General features: G+C 67.4%; 19 protein-coding genes. 10 read left to right on the forward strand and 9 right to left on the reverse strand.

All coding sequences use genetic code 11. The features are described from left to right. Nucleotides 1-12 precede the first annotated feature (12 nt). From QX124_RS19240 to bla, 5 genes are all read right to left on the reverse strand, one after another. Nucleotides 13-774 carry a sulfite exporter TauE/SafE family protein gene (locus tag QX124_RS19240; protein ID WP_315740330.1) on the reverse strand — a complete coding sequence of 254 codons (762 nt, stop codon included), beginning with the start codon at nt 772-774 and terminating at the stop codon, nt 13-15. 8 nt (nt 775-782) lie between these two features. Further along, nucleotides 783-2,210, reverse strand: coding sequence for an MFS transporter (locus QX124_RS19245; RefSeq protein WP_315797984.1), 1,428 nt, complete (start codon nt 2,208-2,210; stop codon nt 783-785). A 96-nt stretch (nt 2,211-2,306) separates the two neighbouring features. Further along, nucleotides 2,307-2,633: a cytochrome c gene (locus QX124_RS19250; RefSeq protein ID WP_315740328.1), complete on the reverse strand. Its 327-nt coding sequence runs from the start codon at nt 2,631-2,633 to the stop codon at nt 2,307-2,309. A gap of 41 nt (nt 2,634-2,674) precedes the next feature. Next, on the reverse strand, nt 2,675-2,836 hold the full coding sequence (locus QX124_RS19255) for a hypothetical protein (protein WP_315718376.1): 162 nt from the start codon (nt 2,834-2,836) through the stop codon (nt 2,675-2,677). A gap of 141 nt (nt 2,837-2,977) precedes the next feature. Next, entirely contained in the window at nt 2,978-3,877 is a 900-nt protein-coding gene (bla, locus tag QX124_RS19260; protein WP_315775247.1) for a class A beta-lactamase, read from the reverse strand. Nucleotides 3,878-3,971: 94 nt separating this feature from the next. Here bla and QX124_RS19265 point away from each other — a divergent pair, with 94 nt between their 5' ends. Next, entirely contained in the window at nt 3,972-4,856 is an 885-nt protein-coding gene (locus QX124_RS19265; RefSeq protein WP_315740360.1) for a LysR family transcriptional regulator, read from the forward strand. 78 nt (nt 4,857-4,934) lie between these two features. Here QX124_RS19265 and QX124_RS19270 read toward each other — a convergent pair whose 3' ends face one another. Beyond that, nucleotides 4,935-5,891 (reverse strand): helix-turn-helix domain-containing protein, encoded by a 957-nt coding sequence (locus QX124_RS19270; RefSeq protein ID WP_315740326.1) that lies wholly within the window; start codon nt 5,889-5,891, stop codon nt 4,935-4,937. Between the two features lie 194 nt (nt 5,892-6,085). Here QX124_RS19270 and QX124_RS19275 point away from each other — a divergent pair, with 194 nt between their 5' ends. Continuing rightward, nucleotides 6,086-7,102, forward strand: a complete 1,017-nt coding sequence (locus QX124_RS19275; RefSeq protein ID WP_315740325.1) for a carbon-nitrogen hydrolase family protein — start codon at nt 6,086-6,088, stop codon at nt 7,100-7,102. A 15-nt stretch (nt 7,103-7,117) separates the two neighbouring features. On the opposite strand, the gene QX124_RS19280 is transcribed toward QX124_RS19275, so the two are convergent. Continuing rightward, nucleotides 7,118-7,579, reverse strand: a complete 462-nt coding sequence (locus tag QX124_RS19280; RefSeq protein WP_315740324.1) for a PEGA domain-containing protein — start codon at nt 7,577-7,579, stop codon at nt 7,118-7,120. A gap of 114 nt (nt 7,580-7,693) precedes the next feature. Continuing rightward, entirely contained in the window at nt 7,694-8,629 is a 936-nt protein-coding gene (locus tag QX124_RS19285; RefSeq protein ID WP_315797985.1) for a glycine reductase, read from the reverse strand. 133 nt (nt 8,630-8,762) lie between these two features. Here QX124_RS19285 and QX124_RS19290 point away from each other — a divergent pair, with 133 nt between their 5' ends. The 8 genes from QX124_RS19290 to nadC all read left to right on the forward strand — a co-directional run bounded on the left by QX124_RS19290 (nt 8,763) and on the right by nadC (nt 15,991). Then, nucleotides 8,763-9,788 (forward strand): lytic transglycosylase domain-containing protein, encoded by a 1,026-nt coding sequence (locus tag QX124_RS19290; RefSeq protein WP_315797986.1) that lies wholly within the window; start codon nt 8,763-8,765, stop codon nt 9,786-9,788. A gap of 129 nt (nt 9,789-9,917) precedes the next feature. Then, a complete protein-coding gene (locus QX124_RS19295; protein ID WP_315797987.1) occupies nt 9,918-10,664 on the forward strand; it encodes an AzlC family ABC transporter permease in 747 nt (248 codons plus the stop codon). Then, a complete protein-coding gene (locus QX124_RS19300) occupies nt 10,661-11,005 on the forward strand; it encodes an AzlD domain-containing protein (RefSeq protein ID WP_315740320.1) in 345 nt (114 codons plus the stop codon). Before QX124_RS19295 ends, QX124_RS19300 begins: the two co-directional genes overlap by 4 nt. Nucleotides 11,006-11,083: 78 nt before the next feature. After that, entirely contained in the window at nt 11,084-11,566 is a 483-nt protein-coding gene (gene tsaA, locus QX124_RS19305) for a tRNA (N6-threonylcarbamoyladenosine(37)-N6)-methyltransferase TrmO (protein ID WP_315797988.1), read from the forward strand. A 15-nt stretch (nt 11,567-11,581) separates the two neighbouring features. After that, nucleotides 11,582-12,541: an NrtR DNA-binding winged helix domain-containing protein gene (locus tag QX124_RS19310; protein WP_315775239.1), complete on the forward strand. Its 960-nt coding sequence runs from the start codon at nt 11,582-11,584 to the stop codon at nt 12,539-12,541. Between the two features lie 68 nt (nt 12,542-12,609). Then, entirely contained in the window at nt 12,610-13,596 is a 987-nt protein-coding gene (gene nadA, locus QX124_RS19315; RefSeq protein ID WP_315797989.1) for a quinolinate synthase NadA, read from the forward strand. Next, complete coding sequence (locus tag QX124_RS19320; RefSeq protein WP_315797990.1) at nt 13,593-15,146, forward strand: L-aspartate oxidase; 1,554 nt, start codon at nt 13,593-13,595, stop codon at nt 15,144-15,146. The genes nadA and QX124_RS19320 overlap by 4 nt, the downstream gene beginning before the upstream one ends. Then, nucleotides 15,143-15,991, forward strand: a complete 849-nt coding sequence (gene nadC, locus QX124_RS19325; RefSeq protein ID WP_315797991.1) for a carboxylating nicotinate-nucleotide diphosphorylase — start codon at nt 15,143-15,145, stop codon at nt 15,989-15,991. The genes QX124_RS19320 and nadC overlap by 4 nt, the downstream gene beginning before the upstream one ends. Here the strand turns inward: nadC and QX124_RS19330 are convergent, their stop codons facing one another. After that, complete coding sequence (locus QX124_RS19330) at nt 15,992-16,417, reverse strand: HIT family protein (RefSeq protein WP_315775233.1); 426 nt, start codon at nt 16,415-16,417, stop codon at nt 15,992-15,994. Between the last annotated feature and the right edge of the window lie 26 nt (nt 16,418-16,443).

Raw genomic sequence — 16,443 nt, forward strand, 5'->3', positions numbered from 1 at the left:
GCGACGTGCGGCTCAGGCCGGCTTGACGAAGAAATACACCGTCAGGCCGCAGCCGACGGCGATGATGAAGCGGCGCACATGGGCCGGCGGGATGATCTGGCCAAGCCGCGCGCCGACGAAGCCGCCGACCATGGCAGCCCCCATCATCGTCAGCGTCTCCAGCCAATGCACGCGGCCCGAGAACGCAAAGATGGCGGAGGCCGTCATATTCATGAGCGCAGCGAGCAGCACCTTCATGCCGTTCATGGCGCGGATGTCGCGCATGCCGTAGAACACCAGGGCCGCCAGCATCAGGATGCCGATGCCGCCGCCGAAATAGCCGCCATAGATCGCGATCACGAACTGCACCGCCTGGATCGTCAGCGGCCCGAACCAGCGCGCGCCGTCCTTCGGCGTAAAGCGCATGCCGAATGCGAACACGCTCGTGGCGAACAGCAACAGCCAGGGCACCAGCCGGCTGAAGGCGGCCGACGGTGTGACCAAGAGCAGCACGGCGCCGAGCGTGCCGCCGATCAGGCTGATGATCGACAGTCGCACGAGGTCGTGGCGCCAGGGCGCCTTTGCGTCGTTCAATATCTCACGGGAGGCCCAAGCGCTGACGAACTGCCCGGGGCAGAGCGCGACGGTGCTGGAGGCGTTGGCGTCAATCGCGGGAATGCCGGCGGCGAGCAAGGTCGGGAAGGTCAGGAACGCGCCGCCGCCGGCCAGCGCATTGACGATGCCCGAGCCGAAGGCGGCGAGGGCGAGCAGGGCCAGCATCGTCCAGTCCGTCATCGCTGTCACTACTCGCCCTTCAACCGCTGGCCGTCTTGGACGCGGACGCGCTCGGCGCCGCGGGCGCCGGCCGGCGACAGCCTGAGCATGCTCAGGAACGCGCCGACCAGCGCGAAACCGACCCCGGTCAAGAGCGACAGCCGCGTGCCGTCGGTCGAATCGATCGCGAGAAACATCGCGACCACCGCCGCACCTGTGGTCTGGCCGAGCAGGCGCGCCGTGCCGAGCATGCCGCTGGCGCCGCCGGCGCGCTCGCGTGGCGCAGCGGCGATCATGGTACGGTTGTTCGGCGTCTGGAACAGGCCGAAGCCGCAGCCGGCCAGCGCCATGCGCCAGACGATATCCCATGCCGACGGCTCGCGCGGCAGCAGGCCGAGCGCACCGAGCCCGCACGCGAAGATCACGAGACCGATGCCACCGAGCAGCCCGGCTGGTACGCGCTCGACCAGCCGCCCCGCAATCGGCGCGGTCAGGCCGACCGCGATCGGCCACGGCGTGATCAGCAGGCCCATCTGCACCGGCGAATAGCCGAAATGGCTTTCGAGATAGAAGGGGATCGCGACAAAGGCGAGCATCTGTCCGCAGAACGACGAGATCGAGGTCGCGATCGACAGCGCGAACACTGGAATGCGTAGCAGGTCGAGCGGCAGCAGCGGCGAGGCCATGTGGGTCTGGCGCCAGACCAGCCATACGCCGGCCGTGATGGCGACGACGAACTCGATCGCGCAGGTCACCAGCGCCTCGCCATGGCCGAGGCTGTCCACGGCGGCGATCAGGAAGCCGAAAGCGACCGCGCTCAGCGCCGCGCTCTGCCAATCGAACATGTGCGGCGCGCGCGGCGTATGCGGCAGGAAGCGGAAGCCGAAGACGAAGGTGACGATGCCGAGCGGCACGTTGATCGCGAACAGCCACGGCCAGTTGCCGACGGCGAGGATGCCGGCGGCGATGGTCGGACCGAGCGCGGCGGAGACCGCGACCACCATCGCATTGATGCCGATGCCGCGGCCGAGCAGAGCGTGCGGATAGGTGAAACGCACCAGCGCCGAGTTGACGCTGAGGATGCCGGCGGCGCCAAAGCCCTGCAGGATGCGCGCGAGCGTCAGCAGCAGCAGGCTGTCGGCCAGCGCACAGAAGGCGGAGGCAGCCGTGAACAGCACGAGGCCGGCGAGATAGACCCGCCGATAGCCGATGATCTCGCCGAGCGAGGCCAGCGGCAGCAGCGAGATCGTGACCGCGAGCTGATAGCCGTTGACGATCCAGATCGAAAAAGCAGGGCTCGCATTGAGGTCGCGGGCGATCGTCGGCAGCGCCACATTGGCGATCGCGCCGTCGATCACGGCCAGCACGATGCCGAGGGCGATCGTCACGATCGCCCAGGTGCGCTGCGGCAGCGGCAGTCCGTCGGCGTGCAGACCCGTGGTCGTCGGCGTCTTCATGCGGGCTCCGGCCGCAGCCGGGCCGCGGGCAATGGACGGGAACGGGCAACCGCGCCGCACAAGCCCCGTTCCACGCCGGCGGACCGCGCCGCCGCGTCACCGCCGTTTGGGGCGGGCCTGAATGGTCCTGAGATAATTGACCGCGGCTTCCGCCTCGGGCCGCTCGAACTGGAAGCTCGGCATATCCTTGTGAATGGTCGACAGGCCGGTCTGCAGCCGCTGGGCAAAATCCTCGTCGTAGAGCTTGCTGTCACCGAAGGTCCTGAACGGGGGCGCGTCGGGGTGCCGGCTGGCGCCTGTGAGACCTACCGCATGGCATCGGCTGCAAAGGCTTTGCAAGAGCGCTTTTCCACGCTTCTGCTCGCTGTCCAGCGCATGGCTGGCGGTCGACGCGAACGCCAGCAGCAGGCAGGCGGACCCCATTCGTCGTCTCATGAACTCGTTCTCGCGTGTCTTGCGCCCGGCTACCAGCGGCCTTCGGCCTTGCTATAGGCATATAGGGCGATCAGCCCGATCGTCACCAGGGTCGAGCCGATCAGGACGATCCGGTCCCAGCGCAGCTGTGTCTCGTCGTCCCGCTGCAAGGTCAGCAGGGAGAACAGGGCCTTCATGGCAAAGCGGCGCATCGGATCGATCCCGGCAGCGGCCGCACATTCCGATGACGTGGGCCGGCCGCAGCTTAGCCTGCCCGATCGTTGCGCCGCCATGGCGAACATCTTGGGTCTGATGTCCGGCTTCCGGAGGGGATCGGAAGCCGGATGCTCGAACTACCCAGCCTGTCCCATCACGACGTCTGCAACCGCCCGCGCGACTTTCGCGATCGTTGCGTTGCGATCCTCGGGAGACGCCTGTGAACCAGTCAGATAGGCCGTGACCAGAACCGGTTTGCGGCCCGGGGGCCAGAGAATGCCGACGTCGTTGGTCGTGCCGCGGTCCCCAGCGCCCGTCTTGTCGGCGACGCGCCAGTCACGCGGCACACCGGCGCGAAGCCGAGTGTCGCCGGTCTTGTTGGCGATCATCCAGTCCGTCAATCGCTGGCGCATATTCGTCGACAAGACCTCGCCAAGGAGCACGCGGCGCAGGTTCTGTAGCATGGCGGCCGGACTGGTCGTGTCGCGAGGGTCGTCGGCCAGCGCCTCGTTGAGCTCAACTTCCCAGCGGTCCAGGCGGCTGATCTCGTCGCCGATCGATCGGGCAAAACGCGTCAGACCCGCAGGACCGCCGATCTGCCGCAACAGGAGATTTCCCGCGGTGTTGTCGCTCTGGGTGAGCGCAGCTTCGCAGAGCTCGGCGAGTGTCATGCCGCGGCCGACGTGCTCCTTGGTCACCGGCGAATATGTTACGAGATCCTTCGCCTCGAACGGGACGCGCGTGTCGAGATGCAGTTCGCCGGCGTCGACGCGCTTCAGGACAGCCGCGGAAGCCAGACACTTGAACGTGCTGCACATCGGAAAGCGCTCGGCCGAGCGCAGGCCCGCCTCGAACCCGCTTTCGGAGTCGAGGACGGCGATGCCGAGCCGTCCGAGGCTCTCGCGCTCGATGCGGGCGAGTTCCCCTTCCAGATGCGCCCTTCGGTCGGCCGCCGCCTTCGCCGCAGGTGATGGCAGCCCGCTCGCCGCAGCCGCCATCCCGAGGATTCCAAAACCCAGATGCCGTCTCGTCAGCATGTTCATTCTCCAGTGACTGCGCGAACCTGCCGAACGAGGTGACGACTGACAAACGATCATTTATTCGTCGAGCCATGAGCAGAACTTGGTCATCATGCCCATCCGCAGCCATCTCCCTTTGAACGCCTTGCGGGCCTTCGAAGCATCCGCCCGGCATCTGAGCTTCACCAAGGCAGGCTTGGAGCTCAGGGTCACGCAGACCGCGATCAGTCACCAGGTGAAACAGCTCGAGCAGATGTTGGGCGCTCACCTGTTCCGGCGCCTGCCGCGTGGCCTCACGTTGACCGACGAAGCCCTGGCTCTGTTTCCCGTCCTCAACGATGCGTTCAGTCGCATCAGCGGCGCGATCGATCGCATCGAAGCGAAGGGAACCCGCGAGGTCGTGACCGTCGGCTGTGTCGGCACCTTTGCAACGGGATGGCTGTTGCAACGCCTCGACGGTTTTCGAGATACGCACCCCCATATCGACCTGCGCCTCCTCACCAACAACAACCGCATCGATATCGCCGGAGACGGGCTCGACATCGCGCTTCGCTTCGGCGACGGCTCCTGGCACGGCACTGAGGCCATCCATCTGATGTCTGCCCCGCTGTCGCCCGTCTGTCATCCCGATGTCGCGAGTCGTCTGCGCGCGCCGTCGGACCTCGCGGGCGAAAATCTCCTGCGGTCGTATCGCGCCGAGGAATGGCCATTATGGTTTGCAGTCGCGGGCGCTCCATGCCCGATGATCCAGGGGCCGATCTTCGACAGCTCCGTCGCGATGGCCGAAGCGGCCGCGCGCGGCGTCGGCGTTGGCCTGGTTCCGATCGCCATGTTCAACTGCGAGCTCGAGACGGGTCGGCTGGTCCGGCCGTTTGCGGCTGAGGTCGCCGCCGGTTCTTATTGGCTGACCTGGTTGAAGTCGAAAGAACCGACGTTCGGGATGCGTGCCTTTCGTGACTGGCTGGTTGATGCCTTGCGCGCCGATCCGCCGCGCTGACGGCCGGTCGCCACCGCGCACAAGCCGAGGGCGCGAACAGCGCCACGAGGCGCGTGAGGCGGGCGCGTTGCGGCCAGCTCAGCGCTTTACGGCGCTGCGCCGCCACTCGCGCGGCGACAGGCCGAACTGCTCGCGGAACACGCGGCCGAAATGCGAGAGATCGTTGAAGCCCCAGGACAAGGCGATTTCGCTGATCTGACGATGCGCCAGCATCGGCGAGCCGAGATCGCGCCGGCACTGCTTGAGCCGCTCAGCCAGCACGAAGCGCTGGAACGACGTCTCCTCGTCCGAGAACAGATCGTTGACGTAGCGCGCCGATAGCCCGAGCTCGCGTGCGATCTCCGGCAGTGAGAGGTCGGCGTCGGGCAGCCGGGTGCGGATGTGCGCCTTGATGCGATAAAGCAGCGCTGCGCGATGGCTCGAGGCGGGCAGGGGCTGTGTGCGAAGCCGCTCGGCCAAGGTCATGGCGAGCAGGTCGGCAGCCTGGTCGGCCAGAGGTTCGGCATGCTCGGGGCCGATGTGCTCGGCGCGTTCGCAGAGCCTGACGATGAAATCATGGGCGAGCGGCTGGAGCGGGCTATCGGGGCCGAAGCTGATCGCCGTCACGGTCTCCGTCGGGCCGATCCGGCGCTGCAGCATCTCGCGCGGGAGCTTGAACACGATCTGCTTGAACGCGGCGTCGAACTGCAGCTCGTAGGGGCGGGTCGTGTCGTAGATCGCGAACTCGCCGGGCCGGATCACGGTGTCGCGGCCATCCTGAACGACGCCGCCGATTCCCTCTCGCCCGAGCGCGACGAGGACGAAGTCGGCATCCGCCCGGGAGATTCGCTGCGAGGTCCGGTGCACGCGCTGCCGGTCCGAGGCGACCTCGGAGCAGACGGCCCGTCCCAACGCGGTGTGGGTCACCGAGCCCCGAAATGCGCTGCCGAGATCGGACGTGCAGTCGAGGCCGACGTAGACGTCGCAGACGATGTCCTGCCACAGCGCCAGCCGGCGGTGGCCCGGGCTTCCTTCCGTGGTGAACAGGACCGGCATCGCTCCGTCTCCCTCCGCCTCTGTGTCGCGTGGATCGTCGGAAATGCAGCAAGTTCTGGGCCCGCTGGTCTCTCCCTGGCGGCCGCAGTCGAGTTTTCGTTCCCTCCAAGACGAGCGCGAATGATCGCCGAGGTCAATACTCCCCTGCGAATGCGGCGCACGGCGCCGCCGATCCGGAAGAGGGGAGACGCGGGATGGGACTGGCACATCCGAAATACAAGGTGGCGGTGGTGCAGGCGGCGCCGGCCTGGCTCGACCTGGACGCCTCGATCAAGAAGACCATCGGCCTGATCGAGGAGGCGGCCGACAAAGGTGCCAAGCTGATCGCGTTTCCGGAGGTCTTCATCCCCGGCTATCCCTGGCACATCTGGATGGACTCGCCGGCCTGGTGCATCGGCCGTGGCTTCGTGCAGCGCTATTTCGACAATTCGCTGGCCTATGACAGCCCGCAGGCCGAGGCGCTGCGCGCCGCCGTGCGCAAGGCCAGGCTCACGGCCGTGCTGGGACTGTCCGAGCGCGACGGCGGCAGCCTCTACATCGCGCAATGGCTGATCGGCCCGGACGGCGAGACCATCGCCCGGCGCCGCAAGCTGCGGCCGACCCATGCCGAGCGCACCGTCTATGGCGAGGGCGACGGCAGCGATCTCGCCGTGCACGACCGGCCTGACATCGGCCGGATCGGTGCGCTGTGCTGCTGGGAGCATCTGCAGCCGCTGTCGAAATACGCGATGTATGCCCAGAACGAGCAGGTGCATGTCGCGGCCTGGCCGAGCTTCTCGCTGTACGATCCGTTCGCGCCGGCGCTCGGCGCCGAGGTCAACAACGCCGCCTCGCGCGTCTATGCCGTGGAAGGCTCGTGCTTCGTGCTGGCGCCGTGCGCCACCGTCTCGCAGGCGATGATCGACGAACTGTGTGACCGGCCCGACAAGCACGCGCTGCTGCATGTCGGCGGCGGCCACGCCGCGATCTTCGGTCCAGACGGCTCTTCGCTTGCGGAGAAGCTGCCGCCGGAGCAGGAAGGGTTGCTGATCGCCGAGATCGATCTCGGCATGATCGGCATCGCCAAGAACGCCGCCGATCCGGCGGGACACTATTCTCGCCCCGACGTGACCCGGCTGCTGCTCAACAAGAAGCCGCTCAACCGGGTCGAGGCCTTCGCGCTGCCGGTCGACGCGGTCACGCCCGGCGAGGCACAATCGGCGGCTGGCTGACAGGCTTGGCGAGCGCTAGGTCCCGGCCTCCGGTTGTGCCGGCGGCGGGGCCGACCGCCGCGGCGGCCGCTGCGCACGGCCTGCCGGCGCCGCCATGCGCGGCTGCAAGGTGACGATCACCGGGTTTGGCTTGTGGTCGGTCGCCGCGCCAGTCGCGGCGTCCACACCCATGCCGATCAGGCCGCCCGCTAAGATGTTGCCGGCGAAGCCGGCCGCGCCGGTCGCCGGGATGTCCTTGGTCAACGGGATGATCTGGGTCTCGTAGCCCGGTTTTTCGATGGTGACGGAGATGTCGGCATTGCGCTTGGCGACGAACGAGCAGGGCGTCGTGCAGGTCATCGGCGCTTCGAGACCGGCGATCGTGGCCTCAGCCCCGGACGGCGTCGACGCGACGCTGATCGTCTCGGTTGTACCCCGCGTTACGGACGCGCAACCTCCCAGCGCGGCGCACAGCGCTACGAACGCTACAACTCTCATTTGGTACTGCCCCCTTGAAACCCGAGGGAACTCAAGCGCAACTGGAGCGGGACGGCAAGCGCAATCAGCATTATCCGAAGAAATTCCCGGGCGAGTTTCACGCGAGTGTGGCTTTCACACCTGCTTTCCACGAACCTGCCGCGCGATCGCCTTCTGCGCATCGAATTCGGCGCGCCGCCGCGCCAGCTCTTCCGGCGCGAGCATGGCCGGATTGCTGTAGTCGCGCTTCCAGCCGTGATCGTCGCTCCACTGCAAAGGCGATTGCACGGTCGTCCGTGCGGCTGGTGAACTCTCGATGACACGCAAGGCGAGCTCGAGCGTGAAGGCCTGTGAGGCCGCGTCGTGCGGCTTGCCGGCGGAATTGCCGAGCGGAAAATCCGAGAACAGGAAGCGCGGTGCTGCGGCGTGCTCGACGATGTCCTTGGCGCAGCCCATGACGACGGTCGCGATGCCGTTCGCTTCGAGATGCCGGGCCACCAGGCTCACGGTCTGGTGGCACACCGGACAGTTCGGCACCAGCACGACGGCGTCGATCTCGTCGGTGCGGCAGCGCGCAAGAATCTCCGGCGCATCGGTCTCGATCGTCACGCGCTGGCTGCGATTGGTCGGCGCGCCGAAGAAGCGCAGTCCGACCGCGCCGATGCGGCCCTCACGCGCCAGCCTGATGAGCTGTGGAAGCGGAAACCAGGTGCCGGGATCCTCGGCGCTGGTGTGCGCGCGATCATAGGCAATGTGGGAAATGCGCAGGTCGTGCTGCGCCGACGTATCGCCGTCATAGACGGAGTAGAACTTGGCGCCGCCATTGTAGGGCGCGCCGGGGCCTTGATCGCCTTTGGCGGGATCGAACGGCGCGGCCGTGGTGACAACGGTGCCGCGCGACTGCGCGAGCGGCTTGCGCAAGGGATGGAACGGCGCCGACGTGTAGTGAGCCCAGCGATAGGGCGTGTCATAGCCGATCGCGAGATAGTAGTCGCGCGTGCGCGCCATGTAGGACAAGGGCGCATCGCTTTCGGGCGCGAAGCCGAGTCTGTCGTCGGTCGGTGCGGTCATCCGTCGCGCTCCCTGCAGGATTTTCGGATTGCTAGCCGGCTCATTCGCTGTGTCAAGGCGCCGCGCGGTGGAACCCCGCATGGTCCTGGGCTTTGTCTGTCGACAGAATTCCAACCATTGCACCGCGCTCACGATGCCTTCCATGTTTTCGGTTGCTCGCATTGCCTGTCTCGGCCTTGCCCTGATCCTGACCGGGCCGTTGTCCGGCGTGGCGGCGGAGCAGGGCTCAGACCGTGACGTTGCCGTGCCGGCTGATCCGAAGGACGGCGCGCAGCAGAACGCGCCGCACGAGACTGCGAAGCCGGCAGACGCGGCGGCAGAGGGCCCGGAGATCAAGGCCGAGGAGTCCAAGGAAAGCGGCACCCGCGAGGCGATCTGCCTGATGATCGAATCCGCAGCCAAGGCGAATGATCTGCCGCTCGAATTCTTCGCTCGCGTGATCTGGCAGGAGAGCCGCTTTCAGAGCGATGCAGTCGGGCCGGTCACGCGCAACGGGCAGCGGGCGCAGGGAATTGCGCAGTTCATGCCGGGCACGGCGAACCAGCGCCAGTTGCTCGATCCGTTCGATCCGGTTCAGGCGCTGCCGAAGTCGGCGCAGTTCCTGGCCGAGCTGCGCGATCAGTTCGGCAATCTCGGGCTCGCGGCGGCGGCCTACAATGCGGGGCCGCGCCGGGTGCAGGACTGGCTCACCGGCAAGGGGCAGATGCCCTGGGAGACCCGCAACTACGTTTCGGCCATCACGGGCGCCACGATCGACGAGTGGGCGGCCGCCGGCAGCGGCGGCAAGACGCCGCCGAGCCCGCCGCCGACCTCGTGTCGTCAGCTGATGGCCATGTTAAAGCGCGCGCCGAATCCGTTCGTCACGGAGCTCGAGCAGCATGTGGCGCTGTCGGCCGCGAAACCATGGGGCGTCCAACTGGCTGCAGGCTTCGACCGCAACAAGGCGCTCGCGATGTATTCGCGGGCGATCAAGAGGCTTGGCCCGGTCATCGGCGACCGCGACCCGAGCCTGCTGTCGTCGGTGATGCGCTCGCGCGGCAACCACGCCTTCTACCAGGTGCGAATCGGCGCCGAGACTCGGGCCGAGGCCGACGCGCTCTGCAGCCGGATCCGCGGAGCCGGTGGCGCCTGCTTCGTGCTGCGCAATCGCTCCGGATAGAGCTCGTGCGGCGCCGCGCGTGGGGATGGTGGGAATGGCTGCGCCGGACGCAGACCCGCGCGCGCCTGATGGCGGTTGACGCGAGCGGCTTTCGCCAGCCTTATCGCGGTTCGTTCCGCTGGGCCGCCCGTGACACTTCCTCCGCTCGATTCGCCGCAATGGCATGGTTCAGTGCGCGCCTTCGGCTGGGGGCTGCGCGCGACGTCAGCGACCATCCTGTCAGTGGTGCTGTTCGTCACCTTCATCGGCATCGGCGCGCTCGCCCACGACACCCGTTTCAGCATGCTCTGGGCGATCCTGAGCACGGTGCTGGTTTGGGCCGGGCCAGCGCAGATCATCCTGGTCTCCACGCTCGGCTCCGGCCAGACCATTCTGCAATCGGCGATCGCGGTCACGATGAGCGCGATCCGGCTGTTTCCGATGGTGGTGGCGGTGCTGCCGCTGATCCGCTCGCCGCAGACCAAGCGGCGGCACCTGGTGCTGATCGCGCATTTTACCGCGGTGACCCTGTGGGTCGAATGCTATCGTTTCCTGCCGCATGTGCCGCGCGAGCGCCGCATCGCCTTCGTGCATGGGCTCGGTACCGGCCTGATGGGGATTGCGCTGATCGCGACCATCATCGGCTATCTTCTCGCCGCCAACCTGTCGCAGACCTTCGGCGCCGCGGTGCTCTTGCTGACGCCGCTGGCGTTTCTGTTCTCGACCCTGCGCAACGCCAGGGAGCTGGCCGACGTGCTCGCGCTCGGCCTTGGCCTCGTGCTGTATCCCCTGGCCGCCCAGCTCAACAGCGGCGTCGACATCCTGGTCAGCGGCGTCGTCGCCGGAACGCTCGCGTTCGGCGCGCACAAATGGCGCGAGCGGCAGGGGCCGGCATGAGCGACTTCATCGGCGATTGGCATGCGCTCGTGGTGCTGCTGGTGGCGGGCGTGATCCCCAACCAGATCTGGCGCCTGCTCGGGCTGTGGTTCGGCAGCGGGCTCGACGAGGGCTCGGACCTGCTGATGTGGGTCAAGGCGGTCGCGACCGCCATCTTGGCGGGGGTCATCGCCCAGATCCTGGTGCAGCCGCCGGGCGCGCTCGCCAGCGTGCCATGGGGCCTGCGCTACGGTGCGGTCGTTGCCGGCCTTGCGGCCTTCATGGCGAGCCGCCGCTCGATCTTTGCTGGTGTCGTCTGCGGCGAGGCCGTCATGCTGGCCGGCAAATGGTGGCTCGGCTGAGTTACGCGATCTTGCGCAACCGCAATTGCGGTGAGCCGAGGTTCGGATAGATTGCCGGGAAGACCCAAGGACTCCGCAATGACCACTGATACCGATCTCCGCCCGGGAGAAGTCGCCGTCGACGCGCCCCAGCCGCGCGACGCCACGCTGTATTTCATCGGCCGCATCCGCACGCCCTGGACCTCGCGGCTCGAGACGCCGCGGCAGGGTAGCTTCGAGGGGCCGGTGTGCCGGCTCGAGATCTTCGAGCCCTGGGTGCCGGCGCTGCAGGGCATCGATCGTTTCAGCCATCTCCAGGTGCTGTACTGGCTCAACCGGGCGCGCCGGGATCTCGTCAAGCAGAGCCCGCGCCATCATGACGGCGAGACCCGGGGCACCTTCGCGCTGCGCTCGCCGGTGCGTCCCAATCCGATCGGCGTGTCGACGGTCCGCTTCGTCGCGCTGGAGGGCAACACCGTGCTGGTGCGCGGTCTCGACTGCCTCGACGAGACGCCGCTGATCGACCTGAAGCCGGATCATTGTGTGTTCACGCCGGCAGCGGCGGGTGGGGATGACAAATAGGACCGACAGATCCGGATGTCGAAGGTGAACAAGCGGCCGCAGAAGACGGTGACGGCTCTGGATGCGATCACGGCGGACCTCGTCGCCGTGCTGGTGGCGGTGACCGACGGCCATCCGAAGATCATGACGATCGAGCACGCTGCGGCGCTGCCGAGCGGACCGTTTCAGTTCGCGCACCGCTCGCTGCAGATGGGCCTGCGCGCCTGGGTCAAGGCGCAGACCGGCCATCCGCTCGGCTATGTCGAGCAGCTCTACACCTTCGCCGACCGCGGTCGCGGCGGCGATCCCGACGCGCCGCACCGCATCTCCATCAGCTATCTCGGCCTGACACGCGAGGAAGAGGGGCGCGAGGGCGCGGATGCGCAATGGTCGTCATGGTACGACTACTTCCCGTGGGAGGATCATCGCGACGGACCGCCGACGATCCTAGCCAAGATCATCGCGCCGAAGCTGAAGGCGTGGGCGCGAGCCGCCGACCAGCCGGCGCTGCAGAAGACAAGGTGGCAGCGCGCCGCGATCACTTTCGGTCTCGATGGCCGCGAGTGGAACGAGGAATTGGCGCTGCAGCGCTATGAGCTGCTGTACGAGGCTGCGCTGATTCCCGAGAGTACGCGCGAGAAGGAGGCCCGCCAGGCGGAGGTGCCCGGCCGCGCCATGATCGGTGATCACCGTCGGATTCTCGCTACCGGCATTGCCCGTCTGCGCGCCAAGATCAAATACCGGCCGGTCGTGTTCGAGTTGATGCCGGAAGAATTTACACTGCTGCAATTGCAGCGCAGCGTCGAGGCACTGGCAGGCCGGCTCGTGCACAAGCAGAACTTCCGCCGCCTCATCGAGCAGCAGGAACTGGTTGAAGAGACAGGCGCAATCGCTGCCGACACGATCGGTCGGCCGGCCAAGCTGTTTCGCTTCAGGCAGGGCGTTCTGGCCGAGCGGGCGGTGGTCGGAACCAAGCTGCCGCTCTCGCGGTCTTGATCTCCCGCTCTTGACAAGGCTTATGCTCAGGATAAGTATAAGGCATCTTATGCTCACGGAGAGTATAAATGGCCGAGCTTGTCCTGCCTGCCGTCGCGCCGAATGCACCGCTTGCTGAGCGTCTGAGGCGGGTGATCCCGCCGCCGGAATGGGCCGTCTTCGAGGACGACGTCGCAGCCATTCTGGCGCTGAAGCGCCAGCGCAATGCCGTGGTGCTGGCGCACAACTATCAGACGCCCGAGATCTATCACGGCGTCGCCGACATCGTCGGCGACAGCCTGCTGCTGGCGCGCGAAGCGACCAAGGTCGATGCCGAGGTGATCGTGCTCGCCGGCGTCCACTTCATGGCCGAGACCGCCAAGCTGCTCAATCCTGACAAGACGGTGTTGATCCCCGACGTAAAGGCGGGCTGCTCATTGGCGGAATCGATCACCGCCGACGACGTGCGGCTGATGCGCGCGCGCCACCCCGGCGTGCCCGTGGTCGCCTATGTCAACACGTCGGTGGCGGTGAAGGCCGAGTCCGACGTCTGCTGCACGTCCGGCAACGCACGCGCGGTGGTCGAGTCGCTCGGCGTCGATCACGTCATCATGCTGCCGGATGAATATCTCGCGCGGAACGTCGCCGCGCAGACGAAGGTCAGGATCACGGCCTGGAAGGGGCATTGCGAGGTGCATGAGCGCTTCAGCGCCGATGACGTCCGGACGCTGCGCGACAACCATCCTGGTGTCACCGTGCTCGCGCATCCGGAGTGTCCGCCGGAAGTCGTGGCGGAGGCCGACTTTGCCGGCTCCACGGCGGCGATGTCGGATTTCGTGAGTGAGAAGCGGCCGCCGCGGGTCGTGCTGCTGACGGAATGCTCGATGAGCGACAACGTCGCCGTGCTCCATCCCGACATCGAGTTCATCCGCCCCTGCAATTTGTGCCCGCACATGAAGCGGATCACCCTGAAGAACATCCGCCATGCGCTCGAGACCAACACGCACGAGGTCACGATCGATCCCGCGATGGCCGAGCGCGCGCGGCGCTCGGTGGAAAGGATGCTGGCGTCATGAGCATCGATGTTTCGGCGTTGATCGGCTGTCCCGTGATCATCGGCGGCGGTGCCGCAGGTCTGATGACGGCGCTTGCGCTTGCACCCGAGCCCGTCGTGCTGTTGTCGAAGTCGCCGCTCGGCGCGGAGGCGTCGAGCATGTGGGCGCAGGGTGGACTGGCCGCGGCGGTTGGCGATGACGATGATCCGGGGCTGCATCTGAAGGACACGCTCGCCGCCGGAGCGGGATTGTGCGACGAGGCCGCTGCGCGCCGCATCATCGAAGCAGCTCCGGCCGCGGTCGAGCGCCTCGCGCAGCTTGGCGTTGCGTTCGACCGAGGTGCGGATGGACGTTGGCGTCTGGGCCTGGAGGCCGCACACAGCCGCAACCGGATCGTGCATGCGACCGGCGACGGCACGGGACGCGAGATCATGCGCGCACTGATCGTGGCTGTGCGGCGTTGTGCTTCGGTGACCTTGCTCGAAGGCGTCGAGGCGCGCCGGCTGATTGTCAATGACAACGCGATCCAGGGCGTGGCTGCGGCGCGCGGCGGTGAGGCTCTGATCCTCGGCACGACACGCGTCGTGATCGCAACCGGCGGCATCGGCGGCCTGTTCCTCGACAGCACCAATCCGGCCGGCTGTTTCGGCCAGGGCCTCGCGCTCGCGGCGCGGGCTGGTGCGGTGCTGTCCGACCTCGAATTCGTGCAGTTTCACCCGACGGCGTTCGACGGGCCGTCGCGGCCGCTGCCGCTGCTCACCGAGGCGATCCGCGGCGATGGCGCCGTCCTGATCGACGACACTGGCACGCGCTTCATGGCCGACGAGCCCGGCGCTGAGCTGGCGCCGCGCGACGTGGTGGCGCGGGCGGTATGGCGCCGCCGTGCGCAAGGCCACCGCGTGTTCCTCGATGCGCGCGAGAAGCCTGGCAAGGATTTCGCTGCGCGCTATCCCGTGATCAGCGCCTTCTGCCGCATGGCGGGCATCGATCCCGCGCGCGATCCGATCCCCGTGCGGCCGGCCGTGCACTATCATATGGGCGGCATCGCTGTTGACGCGATGGGACGCAGCACGGTCGAGGGCTTGTGGGCCTGTGGCGAGGCCAGCCGCACCGGCCTGCACGGCGCCAACAGGCTCGCCAGCAACTCGCTGATGGAGGCGATCGTCTGCGCGCAATGGGTGGCCGAAAGCGTGGCCGGCGCGCCGCAGCGTGCAGGCAAGCCGTGCGAGGTGGCGGCAATTCCGCCGGCGTCCGATCCGTCCGCCGTGCGGTCGCTGTTGTCGCACGCGCTCGGCGTGATGCGTGAGCGCGGCGCGATCGCTGCTGCTGTCCGCAGCCTTCTTCCGCTGGCAGAGCAGGCCGGGCCCATGGCTGACCCGGCGCTGGTCGGCCTGATGCTCGCGGTCGCGGCCCATGCGCGGGAGGAGAGCCGCGGCGCGCATTTCCGCTGCGATCGTCCGGACACGCTGCGCGTCGCGCAGCCGTCCAGCTTCACTCTGTCCGAGGCGGTCGCCGTTGCACGCGACATTGTCGAGGCGGAGCAGACGCCGTTCAGGAGCGCAGTGCCATGACTCTCAATCCTCTCTCGTCCTTGCTCTACGAGCCGCTGGTGCGCATGGCTCTGCTCGAGGATCTCGGCCGCGCCGGCGACATCACCACCGATGCCATCGTCCCCGCCGAGCAGCGCGCCTCGCTGAAGCTGAGGGCGCGCCAGCACGGGGTGATCGCAGGTCTCGATGTGGCGCGCTGCGCCTTCCAGACCGTCTCGCCGGACGTGCGCATGGAAATCATGCGGCCTGACGGCAGCGTCGTGGCGCCGGGAGACGCGATCGCGACCATCAGCGGCCCGGCACGGGCGCTCCTGACCGGCGAGCGCGTCGCGCTCAACTTCCTCTGCCGTTTGAGCGGGGTCGCCAGCGCGACGGCGTCCCTGGTCGCCGCGGTGAAAGGGACCAAGGCGCAGATCGTCTGCACCAGGAAGACCACGCCGGGCCTGCGCGCGCTGGAGAAATATGCGGTGCGCGCGGGCGGCGGCGGCAATCACCGCTTCGGGCTCGATGACGCCGTGCTGATCAAGGACAACCACATCGCCATCGCCGGCGGCATCAAGGCTGCAATCACACGCGCAAAGGCCCATGCCGGCCATCTCGTCAAGATCGAGGTCGAGGTCGATACTCTGGCGCAGCTCGAGCAGGCGCTGACGCTGGGCGTCGATGCGGTGCTGCTCGACAACATGACGCCGGCGGAGCTCGAAGCCGCCGTCGGCATGATCAGCGGCAAGGCCATCGCGGAAGCCTCGGGCCGGATCACCGTGGAGACCGTACCCGCGATCGCCGCGGCCGGCGTCGACCTGATCTCGGTCGGCTGGATCACGCATTCGTCGGCCGCGCTGGACATCGGGCTCGACGAGGCGTGATCAGCCCTTGAGCACGGCGATCAGCTTCGCGGCATTCTCCTCCAGCACCTTCGGATCTTCCTTGCGGCTCGCGGGCGGCAGCAGGGAATCGCCGTTGTGGCGCGGCATGATGTGGACGTGGAGGTGGAACACCATCTGCCCGCCGGCATGCTCGTTGAACTGTTGCACGGTGATGCCGTCGGCGGCGAACGCGGTCTTGGCGGCGCGCGCGATGGTGCGCACGGCACGGCCGACGTGGAGATAGTCCTCCTCGGTGATGTCGAGGATGTTGCGTGCAGCGGCCTTGGGGATCACCAGGGTGTGGCCGGGCACGCGCGGCATGATGTCGAGGAACGCCAGCACGTGGTCGTTCTCATAGACCTTGGTGCAGGGGAATTCGCCGCGCAGGATCTTCGCGAACGGATTGTTGGGATCGTAGGCGGTCATGGGCAGTCCCTTAAGCGGTTCCTCTT

The organism is Bradyrhizobium sp. SZCCHNRI3043 (genome assembly GCF_032377735.1).
Taxonomy (GTDB): Bacteria; Pseudomonadota; Alphaproteobacteria; order Rhizobiales; family Xanthobacteraceae; genus Bradyrhizobium.